General features: G+C 35.5%; 20 protein-coding genes and 1 pseudogene. 12 read left to right on the top strand and 9 right to left on the bottom strand.

What is annotated here, in order from left to right; all coding sequences use genetic code 11:
- Positions 1-109 precede the first annotated feature (109 nt).
- The 6 genes and pseudogenes from H7U22_RS22275 to H7U22_RS22250 all read left to right on the top strand — a co-directional run.
- Positions 110-946: pseudogene (locus H7U22_RS22275) on the top strand (glycosyltransferase family 2 protein); the annotation flags it as partial.
- Between the two features lie 201 nt (positions 947-1,147).
- Positions 1,148-1,348 carry a hypothetical protein gene (locus H7U22_RS22270; protein WP_187073551.1) on the top strand — a complete coding sequence of 67 codons (201 nt, stop codon included), beginning with the start codon at positions 1,148-1,150 and terminating at the stop codon, positions 1,346-1,348.
- Positions 1,345-1,764 (top strand): exosortase Y, encoded by a 420-nt coding sequence (gene xrtY, locus H7U22_RS22265; protein WP_187073550.1) that lies wholly within the window; start codon positions 1,345-1,347, stop codon positions 1,762-1,764. The genes H7U22_RS22270 and xrtY overlap by 4 nt, the downstream gene beginning before the upstream one ends.
- A gap of 4 nt (positions 1,765-1,768) precedes the next feature.
- The gene (locus tag H7U22_RS22260) at positions 1,769-2,323 is read left to right on the top strand and encodes a WcaF family extracellular polysaccharide biosynthesis acetyltransferase (protein ID WP_187073549.1); all 555 of its coding nucleotides are present in this window, start codon (positions 1,769-1,771) and stop codon (positions 2,321-2,323) included.
- Between the two features lie 225 nt (positions 2,324-2,548).
- Complete coding sequence (locus tag H7U22_RS22255; protein ID WP_187073548.1) at positions 2,549-2,965, top strand: hypothetical protein; 417 nt, start codon at positions 2,549-2,551, stop codon at positions 2,963-2,965.
- A 145-nt stretch (positions 2,966-3,110) separates the two neighbouring features.
- Positions 3,111-3,572, top strand: coding sequence for a DoxX family protein (locus H7U22_RS22250; protein WP_187073547.1), 462 nt, complete (start codon positions 3,111-3,113; stop codon positions 3,570-3,572).
- Positions 3,573-3,905: 333 nt separating this feature from the next.
- Here H7U22_RS22250 and H7U22_RS22245 read toward each other — a convergent pair whose 3' ends face one another.
- Positions 3,906-4,592: an arylesterase gene (locus H7U22_RS22245; protein WP_187073546.1), complete on the bottom strand. Its 687-nt coding sequence runs from the start codon at positions 4,590-4,592 to the stop codon at positions 3,906-3,908.
- Between the two features lie 100 nt (positions 4,593-4,692).
- Here H7U22_RS22245 and H7U22_RS22240 point away from each other — a divergent pair, with 100 nt between their 5' ends.
- The 5 genes from H7U22_RS22240 to H7U22_RS22220 all read left to right on the top strand — a co-directional run bounded on the left by H7U22_RS22240 (position 4,693) and on the right by H7U22_RS22220 (position 10,058).
- Positions 4,693-5,382 (top strand): ABC transporter ATP-binding protein, encoded by a 690-nt coding sequence (locus tag H7U22_RS22240; RefSeq protein ID WP_187073545.1) that lies wholly within the window; start codon positions 4,693-4,695, stop codon positions 5,380-5,382.
- Positions 5,375-7,915, top strand: a complete 2,541-nt coding sequence (locus tag H7U22_RS22235) for an ABC transporter permease (RefSeq protein ID WP_222621937.1) — start codon at positions 5,375-5,377, stop codon at positions 7,913-7,915. Before H7U22_RS22240 ends, H7U22_RS22235 begins: the two co-directional genes overlap by 8 nt.
- Before the next feature lie 64 nt (positions 7,916-7,979).
- Positions 7,980-8,516: a lipocalin family protein gene (locus tag H7U22_RS22230; protein ID WP_187073544.1), complete on the top strand. Its 537-nt coding sequence runs from the start codon at positions 7,980-7,982 to the stop codon at positions 8,514-8,516.
- A gap of 50 nt (positions 8,517-8,566) precedes the next feature.
- Positions 8,567-8,749: a hypothetical protein gene (locus H7U22_RS22225; RefSeq protein ID WP_187073543.1), complete on the top strand. Its 183-nt coding sequence runs from the start codon at positions 8,567-8,569 to the stop codon at positions 8,747-8,749.
- A gap of 19 nt (positions 8,750-8,768) precedes the next feature.
- Entirely contained in the window at positions 8,769-10,058 is a 1,290-nt protein-coding gene (locus H7U22_RS22220) for a GntT/GntP/DsdX family permease (RefSeq protein ID WP_187073542.1), read from the top strand.
- Between the two features lie 35 nt (positions 10,059-10,093).
- Here H7U22_RS22220 and H7U22_RS22215 read toward each other — a convergent pair whose 3' ends face one another.
- The 3 genes from H7U22_RS22215 to H7U22_RS22205 are packed head-to-tail and all read right to left on the bottom strand — an operon-like array spanning position 10,094 to position 14,933.
- Complete coding sequence (locus H7U22_RS22215) at positions 10,094-12,541, bottom strand: outer membrane beta-barrel protein (protein WP_187073541.1); 2,448 nt, start codon at positions 12,539-12,541, stop codon at positions 10,094-10,096.
- Positions 12,542-12,571: 30 nt separating this feature from the next.
- Entirely contained in the window at positions 12,572-14,512 is a 1,941-nt protein-coding gene (locus H7U22_RS22210) for a M56 family metallopeptidase (RefSeq protein WP_187073540.1), read from the bottom strand.
- Between the two features lie 31 nt (positions 14,513-14,543).
- Positions 14,544-14,933, bottom strand: a complete 390-nt coding sequence (locus H7U22_RS22205; RefSeq protein WP_187073539.1) for a BlaI/MecI/CopY family transcriptional regulator — start codon at positions 14,931-14,933, stop codon at positions 14,544-14,546.
- Between the two features lie 206 nt (positions 14,934-15,139).
- On the opposite strand from H7U22_RS22205, the gene H7U22_RS22200 reads away from it, so the two are divergent.
- Complete coding sequence (locus H7U22_RS22200) at positions 15,140-16,519, top strand: hypothetical protein (protein WP_187073538.1); 1,380 nt, start codon at positions 15,140-15,142, stop codon at positions 16,517-16,519.
- Between the two features lie 52 nt (positions 16,520-16,571).
- On the opposite strand, the gene H7U22_RS22195 is transcribed toward H7U22_RS22200, so the two are convergent.
- The 5 genes from H7U22_RS22195 to H7U22_RS22175 all read right to left on the bottom strand — a co-directional run bounded on the left by H7U22_RS22195 (position 16,572) and on the right by H7U22_RS22175 (position 20,714).
- Positions 16,572-16,970 (bottom strand): GlcG/HbpS family heme-binding protein, encoded by a 399-nt coding sequence (locus H7U22_RS22195; RefSeq protein WP_187073537.1) that lies wholly within the window; start codon positions 16,968-16,970, stop codon positions 16,572-16,574.
- 120 nt (positions 16,971-17,090) lie between these two features.
- Entirely contained in the window at positions 17,091-17,942 is an 852-nt protein-coding gene (locus tag H7U22_RS22190) for an NAD(P)-dependent oxidoreductase (protein ID WP_187073536.1), read from the bottom strand.
- A gap of 866 nt (positions 17,943-18,808) precedes the next feature.
- Complete coding sequence (locus H7U22_RS22185) at positions 18,809-19,270, bottom strand: NUDIX domain-containing protein (protein WP_187073535.1); 462 nt, start codon at positions 19,268-19,270, stop codon at positions 18,809-18,811.
- A 48-nt stretch (positions 19,271-19,318) separates the two neighbouring features.
- Positions 19,319-19,969 (bottom strand): response regulator, encoded by a 651-nt coding sequence (locus tag H7U22_RS22180; RefSeq protein WP_187073534.1) that lies wholly within the window; start codon positions 19,967-19,969, stop codon positions 19,319-19,321.
- 370 nt (positions 19,970-20,339) lie between these two features.
- The gene (locus tag H7U22_RS22175) at positions 20,340-20,714 is read right to left on the bottom strand and encodes a response regulator (protein ID WP_187073533.1); all 375 of its coding nucleotides are present in this window, start codon (positions 20,712-20,714) and stop codon (positions 20,340-20,342) included.
- Between the last annotated feature and the right edge of the window lie 138 nt (positions 20,715-20,852).

Raw genomic sequence — 20,852 nt, 5'->3', positions numbered from 1 at the left:
AGAATTTGTAATTGGATGCCCTTTGGATTTTGCCACGAAAAATAAATAATTGAAAAGTTTTGAAGTCCAAAGATTTCCCCGTTTCGGTCGAAATGACGATTAATAAAAAATGAACGAAAACTTCAGTTTTATAATACTCACCTACAATGAACAAATTCATTTGCCTAGGCTATTGGAATCCATCAAAGACCTGCAAGCACCTATTTTTATCTTAGATAGCGGAAGTACAGATGATACATTAAAAATCGCTACTCAATATGGCGCAACGGTAAAAATAAATTCATTTATTAACCACCCAAAACAATGGGATTTTGCACTTCGCAATTTCGAGATTTCAACTCCTTGGATTATTGGTTTAGATGCAGATCAAAAGGTTACCCCAGCGCTTTTTAAATTATTGATCGATTTTAAACCAGAAGATTATAGCCACGTCAATGGTATTTACTTCAATAGAAAAAACTTCTTTCAAGGCAAATGGATTCGATTTGGTGGTTACTTTCCCTTCTATCAGCTAAAGATGTTCCGTAAAGGTGTTGGAATTTCGGATCTTAATGAGAATATGGATCATCGCTTCATTACTTCCGGAAAAACTATTATTTGGAAAAATGGATATTTGCTAGAAGAAAATTTAAAAGAAAACGACATCAATTTCTGGATTGACAAACACGAACATTATAGCGATTTGATTGCCACAGAAGAAGTTGAGCGGATGAACAACACGAGATCTCAAAGCTTAAAACCTTCATTACTTGGTAATCCAGATGAACAGCGTGCTTGGTTAAAAAGATTGTGGTGGAAACTTCCACTTGGATTTCGTCCCTACCTATATTTTGCTTATCGCATGATCTTTAAACTCGGCATACTCGATGGTTCGACCGGAATAAGATTTCATTATTTACAGGGATTTTGGTTTAGACGTTTGGTCGATCAAAAGATTAAAAAATTAAGAAGTAGAAGCGGGCAATAACCAGCAATCTGCCTTTCAATTTTTAGACAATTGTTATAATGATTTGGACGCTTCAATTTCAAGTTACAGGTACTACAAAGATCAAAAAGGATATCGCTTCCATCGTTAACGCAATAACCTAATTCAGCTCCAAATAAAAATCGAAAAAATTAAACTTATCTTTAGCCATTTCAATTTGATATGAACGAAATCGAACTTAAACAAGCAAAGAAGCAGGCTGATAGAAAGGCACTTAAATTTATTGTTGCCTTATTCATTCTCTATATATTATTTAGTCAGGGCAATTTATTTATGAATAGTGTAATGAGCCCGGGATCTCGCTTTATAATGCCTTTATTGCTGATCATTTCAATTACATTCAAGGGCTTAAAACTGCCTTGATTAAACCAGCAGTCTGGATTATTAAATTATTCGGCTTTTATGCCATCCATAACGATTCGGATGTGATGGTAGTTTCAGGTCCATATTTGCGAATTAATTATTCGTGCCTGGGCTTGGGCGTTATGAGTTTTTTAGTTGCCTTCGTATTGGCTTTTCCTGCTCCTTGGAAATCTACTTTGAAAATGATGGTTGTTGGTTTGATTACTATTTATGTTCTAAATATTTGCCGAATATCTGGTTTAGGTGTATTGCTTGGCTTTTTTCAATCGCAACGGAACAACTTTACTTATCATCACGAAATTTTCAATATTATCGTTTACATCTGCATTTTTGTAATGCTTTACCTCTGGATTAAGCGAAATACACGTTCTATTCTTCCAGAAAATAAAACTGAAAAGACAGAATTAGCAGATTAATCTTTTGGAAAAAACACAGTTAAATAAAGTCTTTAATACGGGTACTTTCCAGATTGGCGCTTCTTCCCTGAAGCAGTTTTTATGGTATGGTACCTCTGTCTTTTTCTTTAAAAGTGGCATAATTCCTTTTAGCAATATCCTTGTATTCATCCTCAGATTATTCGGTGCAAAAATTGGGAATGAAGTTCGCATTAAACCAGGGATTCATATCAAATACCCCTGGAAGTTAATTATAGATGATTATTCTTGGCTAGCCGATTGCTACATTGAAAATCTAGATTGGGTTAAAATTGGAAGAAACTGTTGCATTTCTCAACAAGCCATGCTGATGACTGGAAATCACGATTACAGCAAGAAAACATTCGATTTAATTGTTAAACCAATAACATTAGAGGATGGCGTTTGGATTGGTGCATCTTCAAAAGTTTGCCCAGGAGTGACGCTTTACAGTCACTCTGTTTTAACGATGGGAAGTGTTGCAACTAAAAACCTTGAGGCTTATAAAATTTATCAAGGTAACCCAGCACAATTTATCAAAGAGCGAAAAATTAGATCTTAAAAAGCTTATTCAAGCTATGCTATTCAGCATAAATTTTACAGAAAATTAAAAATAACCCCTCATTTTTAAAGCAAATGGGGCACTTTCTGTAAAGTTTGACTTATATCAAGTCAAAAATGATTCGATATCCCTTCTTCATCGACTTTATCTCCTTTAGAAATGATAATATTCCGATATTTGTAATGTCTATCCGTGTAATTTAATTACCGATGCTTTTGAAATATCATGAACATTATAAGAAATAATTACACCATTTCTTCTCACCTAATATTTGGCAGTTTTCTAATCGGGATTGCCAATCTGTTTATCTACGACCCTGAAAGCACAACAGATTTTATTATGATCGGCGTTGTTTTAGCATTGCGTTACATCTTAGCCGTAATGATTAAGCGAAGATTTGCCTGGAGTATTTATTTAATGATTATTTTACTGATTAGAAGTGTTTATCGCTCGGTTTACATCATCGATAATATTAATGTTAACCCCATTGCCAAAGTTAATGTGGTTATTCAGCTCCTCATGTCTTTGTTAGCTTTTGGAATTTTATTTATCATTCCGAAACTAAAAAAAATAAGAACCGCGAAAAAGAACAAAGAACAGGTTTTCTCCGAACCTGATATGCCACTAAATTTACAGCAATAAAGTTTTAGATTTTGTAAATGCTTCTCGAAGAATCAATCCGTAATAACGTTTATAAGCATTTACAATTGGATTACTAAAATTGATTTTAAAGATTTGTCCATTCATCAGATTTTCTGTATATTGCTTATAACCAATATATAAAGTTATGGATATCTTCAAAAAAATTCAGCAATGGGGTGATTTGCATCATCCAATCTGGCTCGACTATTTAAGAATTACTTTAGGACTTATATTAATTTGGAAAGGTGTAATGTTTGCAACCAATCTGGAATCCTTTAATCATTTAATGCGAGGCGCTGCACTTGGCACAGCATTCTCGATTAGCTTATTTGCACATTTAATCATATTGCTCCACTTAATCGGTGGCCTTGCAATTGCTTTAGGCACAAATACCAGACTTTTCTGCTTGCTCAACTTACCCGTACTTTTTGGAGCTGTTTTCTTTGTAAATCTATCGCAAGGAATTTTTGTTCCCTATTCTGAATTCTGGTTTTCGACTTTTGTTTTAGCAGGATTGGTTTGCTTTCTAATTGAAGGTAATGGAAGATTTTCGGTTGAGTACTATGCCAATCCAAGAATTAAAACTCAAAATAAACACGCAAGCTAATTGATAAAATTTAATTGAGGAGGTTACTTATTTATTGCATTAAATGGTACGTGAAGACACGTATCATGGCGTAAAGGTCTGCGATTGTTTTTGCCCAATGCCTTGGTTCGTGTCTCCATGAACCAATAAGAGAGATATGTTTTTGAGACTAAAAAAAGTTACAACCCTTAATGGTACTTTAAATCAGATACCACAGCGTAAGGGAGAATGAATTACAAATTCATTTTTATTCTCAGTTCGAGATGCGCTATGCTAAAATCCCGAACTAGTTTTATTTAATGTTGCATTAAATGGTACGTGAAGACACGTACCATGGCATAAGATTATTAAAGCTTATTTAAGAAGATCCTTAAGTACAACCCAAACGTTTTCAGCCAAAATTTTATCGCCTTCTGCTGTTGGATGAATTCCATCGGCTTGATTTAGTTTTGGAACACCACCAACTTTATCCAATAGAAATGGAATTAAAAGCATTTTATTTTTGCTAGCTAAAGCTGGGAACATATTTTTAAAATCCGCAGCGTATTTTGCACCCATATTAGGTGGAACCTGCATGCCCGCCAAAACCATTTTAGCATCGGGATATTTAGCTTTAACCCGATCAATTATAGCTTGAAGATTTTTTGTAGTCTCCGCGACTGGCAATCCTCTCAAACCATCATTGGCGCCAAGCTCTAATACAAAAATATCTACTGGTTGTTTCAATAACCAATCTATCCTTGCTTTGCCGGCAGCAGATGTTTCTCCACTCAAGCCACCGTTAATTACTTTGTATGGTAATTTTAAAGAATCTATTCTATTCTGGATTAAAGCTGGGTAAGCTTCTGTCGGATCGAGACCATATCCAGCGGTTAAGCTTGTTCCAAAAAAAAGTATATTCTTCTGTTTAACTTCCGTTTTTGAAGACTTATCGTCAACCGAATCTAAAGTTTTGTCCTTATCCGTTTTATTCTGTCCATTTCCGCATGAAGCGAGTACAACAGCCAAAACAAATAGCCCCATTAAGCGTTTTCGTAACATATCTATTAATTGTATCTCTAATTATAAAATCAATATAACATAATTGATTATCTTATGTTTGGTTAACCTCTAAACGCAAATCCTTTAAATAAATTCTAATTTGGAAAGCATATTAAACATTCGAAATGTAAGCAAAATTTACCAAAGTGCTGGTCGGGCGCTTACCGTTTTAGATCAGATTAACTTCTCCATCTCAGCAGGTTCAACGGTAGCCATAACTGGTCCATCGGGCAGTGGCAAAACAACTCTTTTAGGTTTATGTGCCGGATTAGATCGTGCCAGTAGTGGAACAGTAGAACTTAATCAGATTGCCTTAGAAAAACTAAATGAAGACGAAAGAGCTGCTGTTCGGAATCAATTTGTGGGTTTTATATTTCAGAATTTCCAGCTTCTGCCTACGCTAACAGCGCTTGAAAATGTAATGGTTCCATTAGAATTGAGAGGTGCTAAAAACATTAAGGCGCATGCTTTATCGCTGTTAGATAAAGTTGGTTTGGCCGATCGTTCTCATCATTACCCGGTACAACTATCTGGTGGAGAGCAACAACGCGTTTCTTTGGCGAGGGCATTTTCCAACCAACCTGCCATTCTTTTTGCCGATGAACCTACAGGAAATTTAGATGCTGAAACCAGCGAAAAGGTAATTAAACTGCTCTTTGATTTAAACAAAGATGCCGGAACAACATTGGTTATTGTAACTCATGATCTGGACTTGGCAGCTAAAACTGGTAGAACAATAAAAATTAAGGGTGGCATAATCATTTCAGACGAAAGCCCGAGTTATGTCTAAAAATAACCTCCCCAATCAACACATTCGTTTTTCTTGGCTATTTAAAATGGCTTGGAGAGATAGTCGCAAAAACCGATCGCGGTTGCTTCTATTTATTTCTTCTATCGTTTTAGGGATTGCGGCGCTCGTTGCGGTTTATTCTTTTAAAGATAATTTACAAAGAGATATTGATAGTCAGGCGAAAGAGCTTACGGGTGCAGATTTAATTCTAGAAAGTAGAAAGGGCGTTAGCAAAGCGATGCAAAAAATGCTGGATACGCTGGGCGATGAACGATCTCAAGAAAAAACATTTGCCTCAATGGTTTACTTCCAGAAAAATGGTGGAAGCCGATTGGTACAAATGAAAGCTCTAAATGGGAATTATCCCTACTATGGCTCGATAGAAACCATTCCTGAAAGCGCAGCTAAAACTTTTCAAGCAGGCAGAACGGCTTTGGTAGATCAAACTTTAATGCTTCAGTTTAATGCCAAAGTTGGCGATTCGATTAAAGTTGGCGACCTTACTTTTGAAATTGCCGGAACCTTAACCAAAGCGCCCGGACAAACAGGAATTTCATCTAGTGTAGCACCAACAGTTTATATTCCGCTTAAATATTTGGATCGAACCAATTTAATCAAAAACGGAAGTCGGATCAGTAGTAAATTCTATTATAAATACAATAATTCGGCAGGAATAGAGGCTTTGGTTAAAAAGCTAGAACCCAAATTTGAAAAAGAGGGTTTTGATTCTGATACGGTAGAATCAAGAAAAGAACAAACCGGAAGATCATTTAAAGATGTTAATCGCTTTTTAGCATTATCGGGTTTTATTGCTTTATTACTAGGTTGTGTTGGTGTAGGAAGTGCAATTCATGTTTACATTCAGGAAAAACTTAATGCCATTGCTACCTTGCGATGCTTAGGTTTAAAATCTAGAGATGCATTTTTAATTTATCTGATCCAGATATTTTTTATCGGATTAATCGCCTCCCTGATCGGAGCAGTTTTGGGCACTGGAATTCAGTTTTTACTTCCATTTGTATTAAAAGATTTTCTCCCAGTAGAAATTACGATGCAAATTTCTTGGCTTGCTGTGGGACAAGGGATTTTACTAGGACTGATTATTTCGATTCTCTTCGCTTTGCCTTCTCTCCTATCAGTAAGAAAAATTTCACCTTTAAATGCGATACGTGCTTCGTTCGAAAAATCATCTGGCGGAAGAGATCCACTAACTTGGGTGGTTTATTTATTGATGGGTCTTTTCGTTTTGGGCTTTACCTACCTGCAAATGAAAACATGGATTCAAACCCTGGCTTTCACATTAAGTATTGCTTTTGCTTTTCTCCTATTGATTGTTTTTTCTAAAATCTTAATGTTTTTGGTAAGGAAGCTTATTCCAAATTCTTCGAGTTATTTGTGGCGACAAGGTTTCGCTAATTTATACCGCCCGAATAACCAAACTTTAATGCTTACCGTTTCTATCGGTTTATCTACAGCCTTCATTTGTACGTTGTTTTTTGTTCAGGGTATATTGATGAATCGGGTAACACTTTCATCTGGCAATAATCAACCAAATATGGTTTTATTCGATATTCAGAATACGCAAAAGCAAGGATTGGATAGTTTAACTAAATCTTTCAAGTTGCCTTTAATGAATCAAGTTCCGGTGATTACCATGAGAATTGATGAAATTAACGGCAAAAAAGCAAGTGCCGATAGTAACAATCGCGGTGCGTTTAGAAATGAAATTAGAGCAACTTATCAGGATAGTTTAACTACAGCTGAAAAAATTACTGAAGGAAAATGGATTGGAAAAATAGCACCAAATCAAACGGTTTACATTTCTTTAGATCAAAGTTTTGCCAAAAGAATTAAAGTCGGGGTAAACGATAAAATTGTATTTAATGTACAGGGAATGCTTATCCCGACCGTTGTTGGTAGTTTAAGAGAAGTGAACTGGAGCAGAATGCAAACGAATTTCAGAGTAGTTTTCCCAGCAGGTGTACTCGAAGAAGCGCCACAATTTCATGTATTAATGACTCGAGTTCCATCGAGCGAAGTTTCAGCGAAATTTCAAGGAAGTGTAGTTCAAAAATTCCCGAATGTATCGGTTATTGATTTAGATTTGGTACTGAAATTATTGGATGAACTTTTAGGGAAAATTGGATTTGTAATTCGATTTATGGCTGGCTTTAGCATGGCCACGGGTTGGATTGTTTTAATTTCTGCTGTGCTTACAAGTAAAAATCAGCGCATTAAAGAGAGCATATTATTGAGAACATTAGGTGCTAGCAGAAAACAGATTTTAAGAATTAACGCGATTGAATATTTCTTTCTCGGTGCCTTTGCTTCAGGAGCTGGATTAATTTTAGCAATCGCAGGCAGTTGGGCTTTAGCCAAATTTAGTTTCGATGCAGCCTTTATTCCGCCTGTTTTACCAACCATTTTACTCTTTGGCTCTGTGGTGTTACTCGTTGTAATTACTGGCGTTTTAAGCAGTAGAAGTGTACTAAACCAACCTCCACTAAAAATATTAAGAAACGAAGGAAATTAAACTCATACATTTTAAAATAGAAGATTAAACTTTTCAACCCATCTTCTGTTTCTCTATTAAAAAGATGAATTCAAAATATAATAAAATTCTCCTAGCATTAGTTATTGGTGCTGTTGCTGTAAACTTAATTTCCTGCGTTTCGATCCCTAAAGGAGCAAAAGCAGTTAAGCCCTTTAAAAAAGACAAATACCTTGGAAAGTGGTATGAGATTGCCAGAATGGATTTCAAATTCGAGAAAAACCTCAACAATGTTACCGCAACTTATTCCTTAAAAGATGATGGCTCCATAAAGGTGGACAACCGCGGTTATAATTATGTTAAAAAAGAGTGGAAGCAAAGTGTTGGTAAGGCAAAGTTTGTAAAAGACGAAGATGAAGCACGATTAAAAGTTTCCTTTTTCGGTCCTTTTTACGCAGGCTACAATGTTATCCAAATCGATCCAGATTATAAATATGCATTGGTTGCCGGTAATAATTTACAATACCTTTGGATTCTATCCCGAACCAAAATTATTCCTGAAACCATAAAATCAGTTTATCTGGATACAGCAAGAAAACTTGGCTATGAAACCGGAGACCTGGTTTGGACAACACATAACTAAATCTTCTTAATCGGGCTGATTGATTAATAGTATTTAACTACTTTTATATCATGATTAGATTAAATAGCGATACACCCAGTGAGGTTTTGCAAGATGTAAAGATTGGCAGCATGGTTACCGATACATTTAGTAAAACGGGTTTGGTAGAAACTATCGAGATTAGTGATGACGGATTGTACCGAGTTTATGAGTTTAATCTTGTAACTGGAAGAACAATCATCGTAAAAAAATAAAGCCTTACTCTGCGCCCTTATGTCGTTATTCATATTACTTTTTGGGATTCTTTTACTTTTTGTAATGATCCTTAAAAAGATTAACCCAATGATTGCGCTATTAACCGTAGCAATTGTTACTGGCTTATTGCTCGGCATGCCTGCCAGCAAAGTAATGGGATCTATTAGTAATGGAATTGGAAGTACATTAGGAAGCATGATAATGGTGCTCGCATTGGGTGCCATGATGGGAAAACTGATTGAGGACAGTGGATCAGCCAAAAAAATTGTCTTCATTTTAATCAAAGCTTTCGGGAAGAAAAATATTCAATGGGCGGTTTTGCTGACGGGTTTTTTGGTCGGAATTCCATTATTTTACAATGCAGGTTTTGTTGTATTAATTCCCCTTGTATTTGCAATTGCTTCGGCAACTGGCTTATCTAAATTATATATAGGGATTCCAATGGCCGCAGCGCTATCGGTTACCCATGGTTTTCTCCCCCCTCATCCTGGCCCAATTGCTTTGGCAGGAATTTTCCATGCAGATATTGGCAAAACGTTAATTTATGGTTTAATCTTAAGTATTCCGATCGCTGCGATTGCAGGAGTTTTTTTTCCTCGATTAATCCTTAAAAGAAATGATAATGTTGCTACTCAGAATTTCACCGTAAGTGAAGAACAGAACTTACCATCGGGCACCAAAAGTTTTATAACTGCCCTATTGCCGGTATTCTTGATCATCGCCGGTACAATTGGAAGTAGTTTTAAAATAGATTATGCAGTAAAGCCTGTGTTTGTTTTCCTAGCTGATCCAACTGCAGCATTATTAATTTCAGTCATAATAACCTTATTTGTTCAGTCGAGCCCAATAGTTAAAGCGATGGAATCTTGTGCTGAAGGCGTTAAAAGTATTGCCATGATTGTTTTGATTATTGCTGCCGGCGGGGCTTTTAAGCAAATATTAATTGATAGCGGAATGGGTGAAACGGTAAAGCAACTCACTGGAAATTTAAATTTATCTCCCTTATTACTCGCTTGGCTCATTACCGCATCTTTAAGGGTAACGCTGGGTTCAGCAACTGTGGCAGCGCTTACTGCATCGGGAATGGTTTTGCCTTTAATCGGATCTCACGCTCCGCCAGAATTAATGGTTTTATCTGTTGGTGCTGGCAGTTTAATGTTTTCTCATGTTAATGATACCGGATTTTGGATGTTTAAAGAATACTTCAACTTAACCTTGAAACAAACTTTTTCTACTTGGACTGTTATGGAAAGTATTGTTTCGGTTTTAGGATTAGTTGGGGTTTTGGTTTTGAATCGGTTTATTTAAATAAATCAATTGATTTATGATACAGCTTCATTGCACTAATTCTTAACCCTGTTTTTTTCGCTATCTGCTCCTGAAGATTCGTGTTTAGATGGTGTAGAAAATGCTTTCCCGAATCGATAACTGTAGCTTAAAACTACTGTTCTAGAATCTTGTTTGTTTGTCCAGTTTGCATCCGTGGTAGCCAAGTTATTAATTACGCCAACAAATATTCGATCTCTAAAAATATCGTTGGCAGTAAGCTTCAAAGTGCTTCTTGGAGATAATTTCTTTTGTACAGCAGCACCAAATTCATGTGTTGCACCTAACAAAAACTGAACATTTGAGAATTTACTTTGATAGCGAAAGTTAGCCTCTCCACTCCAAGTTGGACTAAATTTAAGCTGGAGCGTTGGATTAAATCTAACATAAGCTCCATTGGTAACTAAAAAGCCTGTGTAAAAATCCGTTTTAGATTTCATTTTCGCCAGTTCGAGATAGCTGTGCATAGTTAACCATTTTGTAAGGTCCAAATCTGCATTTACCGATAAATTTAAAACGCTTGTTTGCCCAATGTTTGCTGGCCTACTAAAGTAAGTTCCGTCAACAATTTCGATGGTTTCGTTCACATCATCCTTAACCCAACTATATCCAACGGTTGTGGTAATTTTATTTTTAAAGGTGTGCGAAAGTTCTATACTCTGCGTAAAAGCTGGGCGCAAAAATGGGTTTCCAACATAATAGGTAAACTTATCCAAAGGAGAGAAAAACGGATTTAAATCTTGATAGTAAGGCCGATCTATTCTTCTTCCATAACTTAATCCCAGTTCGTTGTTGCCTGCACTATCCAATTTATAAGAGAAATAAAGTGTAGGAAATAAGCTAGTGTAAGTTCGTCTAAAACTCGAATCTGGTTTAATTAAATTGCCCAATTGATGCCCGTTAGAAACCGTGCTTTCTAAACGTAAACCAGCTTGTAAAGAAAATCGCTTCCCTTCTCTGCTCATATTCAAGTAAGCCGCATTAATATTCTCCCGGTAAATAAAATGATTACTCTTTTGATAATCTATTGAAGTATTATTATTTGCAATATTTAAATAATCGGCAACATTATCGGTTTTGGTGTAGGCAGTTTTTAAACCAGCATCCAACTTCCATCCTTTATTTAGTGGATGAGAATAATCTGCTTTAGCCGTATAGATATCAATATTTGAAGGCAAATTCCCTGATAAAATATCTTGTGATTTTAGCATCATATTGGCGAAATAGCTATAATTATAATACGTCTGATCTGTTTTATTGTTATAATTCAGATAATCTGCATCGAAGGTTAAATCTCTTCCGGCTTTATTAAACTTATGCCTAAAATTAAAATTGACTCCCACGTTTTTGTAATGAATTTGATCTATGTTTTCTGCCTTGATTATAGAATCAGGCTGTTTTATCGCATTTAATAAGTTACTGGTATTGTTATTTACTTGGGTAGAAATTCTATTCATCCCTGTAAAAACCACACCCCAAGTTGTTTTATCGGTAGCGTAATAATCTAATCCTGTTTTAAGATTGAGTGTATTTCCATGCCTTTTAAAATAAGAGTTTTGATTGAAGTAATATTTCGGACTTCCATCATTGTTTTTATAGGTTCGGTTAAGATCAAGATCGGTAAAACTGTTGTTTAAATTGTAACTCAGTATTCCGAAAATGTTAATCTTATTTTTTCGGTAATTGAAGTTAAAACTATTGTTAGATCTGGTTAATTCGCCCTGATTTAAACTGACATTTACACCACCGTTAAAACCTGAAATTTTAGTTTTTTTTGTTTTGATGTTAATTACTCCAGCATTCCCCGCAGCATCGTATTTTGCGGGCGGGTTGGTCATCAATTCTATTTGATCCAAACTTGATGAAGGTAAAGATCGTAGGTAATTTTCTAAGTCGGCTCCCGATAAATAGGTTGGTTTATCATCAATAAAAATGCTCACCCCATTTTTTCCCTTTAAACTGATTGCACCATTCTGATCTACATTTACCCCTGGCGATTTACTCAAAACATCCAATGCGGTGCTTCCAGCGTTAGAAATTAGTGCATCAACATTTACAACCGTTCGATCTATTTTGCGTTCTACAAAAGCTTTTTGTGCAACAATATTAACATCCTTTAAATTATTATCAGTGGCTTTAATTTTAATGTCGAGCAAATTTATCTCCAACTTATCTGCCTGCAATTTTAAGGTATCTGTTTTGTAAATCGGAAAACCAACTGCCGAAACTTTGATTAGGTATTTACCATTTTCTAAATTATTAAAACTGAATAATCCATCTGTTTCCGTAAACATGGTTTTGACCAAGATGGAATCCTTAAAAAGTGCAACAGTAGCGTAATCCAAGTTTTTATTCTCTGCATCTTTTACACGTCCAAATATTTTTCCGGAAGGTTGTTGAGCTTGAGCAAAATTTAAGGCAATAGTTATCCATATGGCTAAAAAAGCCAGTAATTTAACATTCATAAAAGCAGTTTGTAATTAAGAAGCTGGAGATTAGTTTTTGGAATCTACCTCAAAGTTGTAGTAAAGAGAGCGGTTATCTTGTTTTAAATATTTCGACTTATATTTTTGGTGAATAATGGCATCTTGCTTAACCCCATTCACAACTAAATAGTCTTTATTCAGGTTGTAAGAAAGCTTATTGGTATTGTTAATTATCCCATCCTTCAAAAGTTCTTTGTTAATTTCTGGCGTATAATCATGTCCGTCTCCATTGGTAACGCTTATTGTAGAAACAACACGTTCAGTACCCGTTTTTGTAACAGTTTTCGAACTAGACTTTTCTCTATTAAGGGGTGGCACAGGCGGAGTAGAAATATGGGTTGGTGGAGAAGGTGGCGTAGTTGGACTTGTTGGAGCACTTGGTACTGGCGTAGTAGGAGGAGTTGGCGGTTCAGGTGGTACACTTGTGCTGTAAAGCTGGCCCTTTTTAGCATACTGTTCGGCACGTTTAGAATATGCCTCTGCAGATTTTGCATATCTTTTTGCATCCGCTTCATAACGTTTTTGAGCAGTTATATAATCCGCTTCATTTTTATTCTGCTGTACATTATTATTTTGGTTTCTATTAGTTTTTCTTTCCTCTTCTGCCCATTTCTTATCAGCTTCTGCTCGCTTTTTATCCTCAATAACCATCTTGGCATCTTCTTTAGCAAGTTTAGCATCCTCTTGTGCTCGGTTTTTATCTTCAACAGCAATTGCTTTTTCTTTTTCAAGAAGCATTTTTTCTGTGTTGTTCATTTTTTCTTCAATCTCCTTCTCGATTTGCTCACCCGATTTATTTTCTGAAGCTTTAGCTACTTTTCCTTTGACTTTCTTTTTCGTTGTGTCCTGAACGATTTGATAGGCTTTTAAATTTTCTTTTTCAGTTGAAGATTTTGCATTGCCCACACTTTTAAATGCAGCTGTACAAACCACTACCGATACTAAAGCGATGGTTAATATGGTTTTTTCCATTTTATTTAATGTTGATTTAGTGTTGAATAACATTCTGCTTGCTCGGTGCAAGAGATTACTTTTTTTGCCCGTTATCGCCATTGCAAAAACCGGCGAGTCTTGTTTAAATTCCTGACAGGAAATTAGTGCCTGAACATAGTTTCTTCGATCGTTAACACAGTTGATGGCTAAATCATCACAGCAATGTTCGCGTTCTGTTTTTATTAAGTTTGATACCCAAAGCACGGCTGGATTAAAGAAGAATACAATTTCGATAAAGCTTTGTAAAACGTTTACCAAATAATCTCTGCGTTTAATGTGCGCCAGTTCGTGTGCTAAAATTGCTTCCACTTCTTCAATAGATAAGCCACTCAATAAGCCTAAAGGAACTAAAACCAAGGGTTTAAAATGGCCGACTACCATCGGCATTTTTGCAATGCCGGATTGAACAATCTGAATTTTTTGATCGATTCCTAGCCTTTGAGCTAGAATTTCGATTTTTGCTTCCCATTTAGCACCAGCAGAATAAGTTTTATTATTTCTTAAGTAATGAATGCTATTTAGCCCAACTAAAAGCTGAATGCTTTTGATACAAATGATAAAAAACCAGATTAAAACGATTTGATAAGCATAAGAATTCCATAGAGCAACCAAACTATTTAAACTCGATGACATGTTATATTGTACATCAATTATTACTGGCTGAGTAATTTTGGCATTTCCACCAACACTCGTAATTTGGTTAACTACAGACTGACCAGCAATCTGCAATGGCTTTTGCAATTCCAAGCCAAATACAACCAAAATAGAAACTACAAATAGACATAAGCAAATGGTGAGCAAATTATAGCGCAATGTTGCGGTTGATTTCCGAGTCGAAAACATAACCAGCCCACTCGCCAGCGCCAATAAAACACCTAGCCAAAGAGAATGGAATAAGGTTGCGCCCAAAGCGTGCAACCAATTTTCTGGCAAAAGATTTATAAATTTAAATTCCATAATTGTGGTTCTTAAAGGATTTTAATTCTTATTATTTCATGCTATTTAAGAGTTTTTTAATCTCTTCTATTTCCGCTTTCGATGTTTTTTCATTACCTAAAAGTTGCATCATTAACTGAGATGCAGATCCTTTATAAAGTGTAGTTACAAACCGATCCAACAGCTGAACTTTAGTTTTCTCTTCGGCTTCTACGGGAATATAAATGTGCTTCATCTGACTTTCATCACGCTTTAAAATTCCCTTTTCGGTTAAAATTTGCATCTGCTTTAAGGTAGAAGTATAAATAACTTCCTTTTGCTCATTTAACTTATCGTTCACAAATCTCACTGTTGATGGACCAAACTCCCACAAAATCTGAAGGATTTCCAACTCTGCTTTTGTTGGTTCTGGTAGATTATTTTCAGATTGATTACTTTTCATATTCCAAAGGTACGATAGTTTTCGTACGAAACAATAGTTAGCTTTATTTTTTTTAATGTTTTCTATTCTCAGATTATGAAAAACCAGCTTCTTCCTATCCTGATCTACATTTTGAATATTATAATTATGTAAATAATTTTTAGAATGATGTAAAGTTTAAAAAATATAAGCACCTAATTTTGAGCCAACACACAATTGGAAACCTTATGCAACTTAAATTCAAACTCCTCAGCTTATTCATTTTCGGACTAATTTTTTCTGCTAATGCACAGCATGAAATGCACATGCCTGCCAAAAAAGACTCTACAAAAAATAAAATGACAGATACCATGAGCATGGAGATGGACCATGGTATGCACAATATGGGCGACATGAAGATGGAATCGCCAATGAGTCATGCTTATTCTTTAAACCTACCAATGTCTAGAAATGGTTCTGGAACGGCCTGGCTTCCAGATGCATCTCCAATGTATGGCTTAATGTATCATTCTAAAAAATGGATGTATATGCTCCATGGAAATATCGCCCTGCGTTACACTAAACAAGATGTAGGCGATAATGGAAAACGTGGTGGAGATAAATTTGATGCACCGAATTGGTTTATGTTTATGGGACAGCGCAAAGTTGGCGAAAAAGGGCTTTTTCATTTTAGCTCGATGCTTTCTTTTGATCGACTTACCGAAGGCGGTGCAGGTTATCCGCTTTTGTTTCAAACTGGCGAAAGTTGGAAAGGACAACCTTTAGTTGATCGCCAGCACCCGCATGATTTATTTTCAGAACTTTCTGTTGCTTACACCTATTCATTTTCGAAAAAATCAGATCTTTCTGTGTACCTCGGTTATCCCGGCGAACCTGCTTTGGGCTCTGTCGCTTTTATGCACCGCCCGTCGGCGCTTGCTAATCCCGATGCTCCAATTTCTCACCATTGGAATGATGGAACGCACATTACTTTTGGAGTGGCCACTTTAGGTTTTAGATATGATAAATTTAAAATAGAAGCTTCTTCTTTTAATGGAAGAGAACCTGATGAAAATCGTTTCGATTTTGACAAACCTCGCTTCGATTCTTATAGTGCAAGATTATCTTTCAATCCAAATAAAAACTGGGCATTGCAAGTATCTCATGGATGGATAAAAAGTCCGGAAAGCTTGCATGGTGATGAAAATGTAAATAGAACCATTGCATCGGCTATTTATGCATTACCAATTGGTGAGAATCAAAATTTAAATGCAACAGCTTTATGGGGAATGAATAAAACCAAAGGGCATAATAGCGAAAATGCGGTGTTAATTGAAGGTGCTTATCGATTAAAAAAGTTATCGTTTTACACCCGTTATGAATGGGTTCAGAAATCTGTTGAAGAGCTAAACCTAGATGAAAATATTTATGGCGAAAATCTGTTCGGCGTAAATGCATTGAGCCTCGGCTTAAATTACGATGTTTTAAATCTGAGCAAATTTAAAACAGCAATTGGTGGTCAGGTTTCTTTTTATAATACGAATGGTGCGCTCAATACCCTTTATGGAAAAAACCCAATTGGAGCTCAGGTATTTATTAGAATATACCCAGCGTTAATGAAAATGTAAAAGAGCTTGTAGCCAAAATGGAACAAGCTCTTCAAGTTAATATTAATAAGTTCTATAAAGATCCTGCTCCAGCCGTTGCAACAGCATGATCATCATCTACAGTACTCCCAGAAACACCGATTGCGCCAATAATTTCGCCTGAAGCATTTTTTAAAATTACGCCACCTGGAAAAGTGATTAATCCTCCATTTGAATGTTCGATATTAAACAAAGGTTGACCAGGTTGCACCAATGGTGTTAATGCTTTAGTATCCATATTAAACCAATTGGCAGTTTTTGCCTTTTTCTGGGCGATATCTGCAGAGCCTAACCATGCGCCATCCATTCTGGCAAAAGCCACGAGATTACTGCCGGTATCTACAATAGCAATATTCATTTTGGTGTTAATTTCAACTGCTTTCGCTTGGGCTACTGCGATTATATTTTGCGCCTGTTCTAATGTAACGTTCATATTTTTTTATTCGGTTAGTTATTTAATTTTAACAAAAGATATTGATTAAATGTTTCATCGAAATTTAAATCAAAAAATCAACTAAAACAATTAGACTCAGCCTAATCTTAGCTAGAAATTTTATTTAATAGCCTTAATTACCGCAATAATATCTTCCTCGCCATAATTGGCTTCTGCATTTTTAAATGTTGTAAATGCCGTTTCGGCAAGTGGCGAAGAAATTCCTTCATCTTTAGCCAAACCTAAATCTTTTACTATATGCTTTAAGGCAAATGCAGCTTTGTAATTATCTCCAATAATTGCATCACCTTTAATTTTTGTGAAAATATTTCCCAGTGCCGCATTGTTAATGAGTTGGAGTAAATCTTCCGTTTTAATTCCATTCTGGTTAGCGAAAACAACCGTTTCTGCCAAACCTTGAGCATACAGTGCAAGTAAAGAATTTATAGCCAATTTTGCCATATTCCCAGCGCCATGTGATCCAACAATTAAAGCAAGTTTGCCAAGTTTTTCTAAAATTGGTTTCGCCTTTTCAAACACCTGCTCCTCGCCACCAACCATGATTACCAGTTGACCAGTTTCTGCCTGTTTAACACTTCCAGATACGGGTGCATCAAGATAAAAGCATTCTATATCTCTACATTTCTCAGCCATCTCTTTTGAGATTTTTGGAGAAACTGTACTCATGTTAATAATTATCTTATTCGAAGTTTTAGATTGAAGCAAACCTTCTTCACCACTAAAAATTTCACTTATGGCATGATCATCAGAAACCATAACAATAACTACATCTGTTTCTTCGAGCAATTTTGCTGGGTTTGATGCAATTTCAGCGCCCATATTTTTTAGAGCCGATTCTTTTACTTTGCTCCTATTATAGACCGTTATTGGATAACCTGCCTTAATTAATTGTTCAGCCATTGGAATGCCCATATTGCCCAAACCAATCCAACCTATTTTCGTCGTATTCATTTAATTGTTTTATAAAGTTTTATTATCTAACAAAAGATTACGTAAATATCAAATATTCCGCTTTAAGAAAAAATATTAACCACAGATAAGAAAGGATGCACACAGATACATGATCCGTGCTTATGTATTTCTAACCAAAAATATTAACCACAGATGAAAAAGGATGCACACAGATACATGATCCGTGTTTATGTATCGCTAAACCAAAAATATTAATCACAGATGAAAAAGGATTCACACAGATACATGATCCGTGCCTATGTATCTTTAAACCAAAAATATTAACCATAGATGAAAAAGGATGCACACAGTTCCATGATCCGTGCTTATGTATCGCTAACCAAAAATATTAACCACAGATGAAAAAGGATGCACACAGTTCCATGATCCGTGCTTATGTATCGCTAACCAAAAATATTAACCACAGATGAAAAAGGATGCACACAGATACATGATCCGTGCTTATGTATCGCTAACCAAAAATATTAACCACAGATGAAAAAGGATGCACACAGTTCCATGATCCGTGCCTATGTATCTTTAAATCAAAAATATTAACCATAGATGAAAAAGGATGCACACAGTTTCATGATCCGTGCTTATGTATCTATAAACCAAAAATATTAATCACAGATGAAAAAGGATGCACACAGTTCCATGATCCGTGCTTATGTATCGCTAACCAAAAATATTAACCACAGATGAAAAAGGATGCACACAGTTCCATGATCCGTGCTTATGTATCGCTAACCAAAAATATTAACCACAGATGAAAAAGGATGCACACAGATATATGATCCGTGTGAATCTGTGTTCATCTGTGGTTAAAAATAATGACGAGAAAATATATGCGTGTGCATCTATGGTTAAAAATCCTTAATTAATTCCTTTAACTCATTAAGTAGGGCAATCTGTTTTTCGTTAATAAACTTAATGGCTTCCTCGTAAACAAACCAAGATGCACGGTCTACTTCTGGAAAACTTTGTCTTTTGCCCGAACGTGGTGGCCATTCGATTTCGAAAGTATTGCTTATTATTTTTGCGGGATCACAATCCATTTCTAGTGCCCAGCACAAAACTTTTTTCCCACCTTTTTGAATTATGGGATTTAGTTGAATAAAATTACCTTCAGGCTTAATCCCGATTTCTTCTTCAAATTCTCTTTGCGCTGCATCAAATGGATTTTCTCCCTCCATTAGTTCTCCTTTTGGGATAGTCCAAAAACCTTCGTCTTTTCGAACAAAAAAAGGTCCACCTGGGTGGACTAAAAAAAATTCGAGATTATTTTCAACTTTACGAAATAATAATATGCCGGCGCTCTGTTTCATTTAAACAAGTTAACCTTTTAATGTCGGTATGGTTTTAGAAGATGTATTTTATGCCATAGAATTTGGCAAAAACAATCCGTATTCAATTGCTTTAAGAATAAGATCAGGCATTCTATTCACATCCATTTTATACATCAATTGGCGCATATAACTCTGAATTGTATTTGCACTTAAATCTAAAATTATAGCAATCTCTTTTACAGTTTTGCCCAGACAAACATAGTGGAGCAATTCCTTTTCTCTTGGTGAAAGGGTAAAAGTTACTGTATCTTCAAAAAGCTGCGATTGAACTAAAATCTCTTTTAAACTGTTGCCAACATAAGTTTTCCGATCAAACTCATTAATAAATTGAATGGCTTCTACCAATTCTTCAACAGATGCGTCTTTACATAAATAACCGTTAGCACCCATCTTAAAGGCGGCTCTAATGGTATTTGGATTTGTAATACTAGACAGCACCAAAATTTTCAATTCTGTTTTTGATCTAGTTTTTCTGCAATTGCGGATAATGTCTATTCCATTCATATCTGGCATTAACATATCTAAAATCAAAAAATTTGGTTTTACAGTATCCAGATGTGCAAAAAATTTATCAGCTTGATTATAAATATTAACCGACTCAACGAAATCAAAATCAGCTAGTGAAATTTTTAATAGCTCAGAGAGAAGCTGGTGGTCATCAATCAGACAGATTTTCATTGTTATAGTTAGAGTAGTTATATTGGTAATGAAATGTATTTAAAAATAAGTATAATTTTAAGAAACTATTTATATTTCGAAAGATTAATTGTTGTGTGGAAACATGAACCAAGGCAGCAGGCCGTGGTTCATATCTTCACTTACAACCTAAAGTAAAATAGATGACGCATTTTTAAACAGTTTCTAAGTATATAATTCAGGCTTACTTATTATGTATTTGGTGGATTTTGTTCTATAAAACAAGAGATTGCTTCAGCTCACACAAACTCAGCTTTGCAATGACGTAGATATTTTTGTCTTTGCGAGGAGGGAATCTGAAACAATCTCTTTATAACCAGTATTTTTAACCTCAAATACACAACCGCTAAACTTAAATGGGTTCGGATTTATTTATAAATAATGAGGAAAATATATCTTTTATTTCCTCTACAGAGGCATCCTTAAATAAAAATGTTTTAGCTCCTGCTTTCTTTAAAGATTCAATTCTATCGCTACTTTTATCGAATGCTGAAAATATAACTACTATAGTTTCTTTTGGAATGAAGCGTATTAAATCCTCCAAATTTTCACTCCCCGGTATATTGATATGAAAAATAACTAAGTCTAGATCTTGACTAGAAATTACACTCACAATTTTATCAAGTTCATCAGCTTCGAAAACTTTACACCGCGACCAAATACTTTTTAGCACGATTTTTAAGCCATACCGGATAATTTGATGGTCGTCCGCAATCAATATTTTCATAAACTGTTGGTATAGAGACTTTTAATCAATTATTTTCATTGATAAATTTATTTAAAACTATATTTCAACGCAATCTCCACTTCCCCGTTGCTGTAGCTCTGCAGGTCGGAAGTGTTGGTTGTGTACTGGGTGAGGATA

The sequence above is a fragment of the Pedobacter fastidiosus genome, from assembly GCF_014306625.1.
In the GTDB taxonomy this organism is placed as follows: domain Bacteria; phylum Bacteroidota; class Bacteroidia; order Sphingobacteriales; family Sphingobacteriaceae; genus Pedobacter; species Pedobacter fastidiosus.
Note: the sequence above shows the minus strand (reverse complement) of the source record. Positions and strands in the feature narration are given on the sequence as shown.

Bases quoted from the DNA above. Each gene is read 5' to 3' on its own strand.
- H7U22_RS22270 (WP_187073551.1), top strand. From the start codon at position 1,148: ATGAACGAAATCGAACTTAAACAAGCAAAGAAGCAGGCTGATAGAAAG.
- H7U22_RS22255 (WP_187073548.1), top strand. From the start codon at position 2,549: ATGAACATTATAAGAAATAATTACACCATTTCTTCTCACCTAATATTT.
- H7U22_RS22250 (WP_187073547.1), top strand. From the start codon at position 3,111: ATGGATATCTTCAAAAAAATTCAGCAATGGGGTGATTTGCATCATCCA.
- H7U22_RS22245 (WP_187073546.1), bottom strand. From the start codon at position 4,592: ATGTTACGAAAACGCTTAATGGGGCTATTTGTTTTGGCTGTTGTACTC.
- H7U22_RS22235 (WP_222621937.1), top strand. From the start codon at position 5,375: ATGTCTAAAAATAACCTCCCCAATCAACACATTCGTTTTTCTTGGCTA.
- H7U22_RS22230 (WP_187073544.1), top strand. From the start codon at position 7,980: ATGAATTCAAAATATAATAAAATTCTCCTAGCATTAGTTATTGGTGCT.
- H7U22_RS22225 (WP_187073543.1), top strand. From the start codon at position 8,567: ATGATTAGATTAAATAGCGATACACCCAGTGAGGTTTTGCAAGATGTA.
- H7U22_RS22220 (WP_187073542.1), top strand. From the start codon at position 8,769: ATGTCGTTATTCATATTACTTTTTGGGATTCTTTTACTTTTTGTAATG.
- H7U22_RS22215 (WP_187073541.1), bottom strand. From the start codon at position 12,541: ATGAATGTTAAATTACTGGCTTTTTTAGCCATATGGATAACTATTGCC.
- H7U22_RS22210 (WP_187073540.1), bottom strand. From the start codon at position 14,512: ATGGAATTTAAATTTATAAATCTTTTGCCAGAAAATTGGTTGCACGCT.
- H7U22_RS22205 (WP_187073539.1), bottom strand. From the start codon at position 14,933: ATGAAAAGTAATCAATCTGAAAATAATCTACCAGAACCAACAAAAGCA.
- H7U22_RS22200 (WP_187073538.1), top strand. From the start codon at position 15,140: ATGCAACTTAAATTCAAACTCCTCAGCTTATTCATTTTCGGACTAATT.
- H7U22_RS22195 (WP_187073537.1), bottom strand. From the start codon at position 16,970: ATGAACGTTACATTAGAACAGGCGCAAAATATAATCGCAGTAGCCCAA.
- H7U22_RS22190 (WP_187073536.1), bottom strand. From the start codon at position 17,942: ATGAATACGACGAAAATAGGTTGGATTGGTTTGGGCAATATGGGCATT.
- H7U22_RS22185 (WP_187073535.1), bottom strand. From the start codon at position 19,270: ATGAAACAGAGCGCCGGCATATTATTATTTCGTAAAGTTGAAAATAAT.
- H7U22_RS22180 (WP_187073534.1), bottom strand. From the start codon at position 19,969: ATGAAAATCTGTCTGATTGATGACCACCAGCTTCTCTCTGAGCTATTA.
- H7U22_RS22175 (WP_187073533.1), bottom strand. From the start codon at position 20,714: ATGAAAATATTGATTGCGGACGACCATCAAATTATCCGGTATGGCTTA.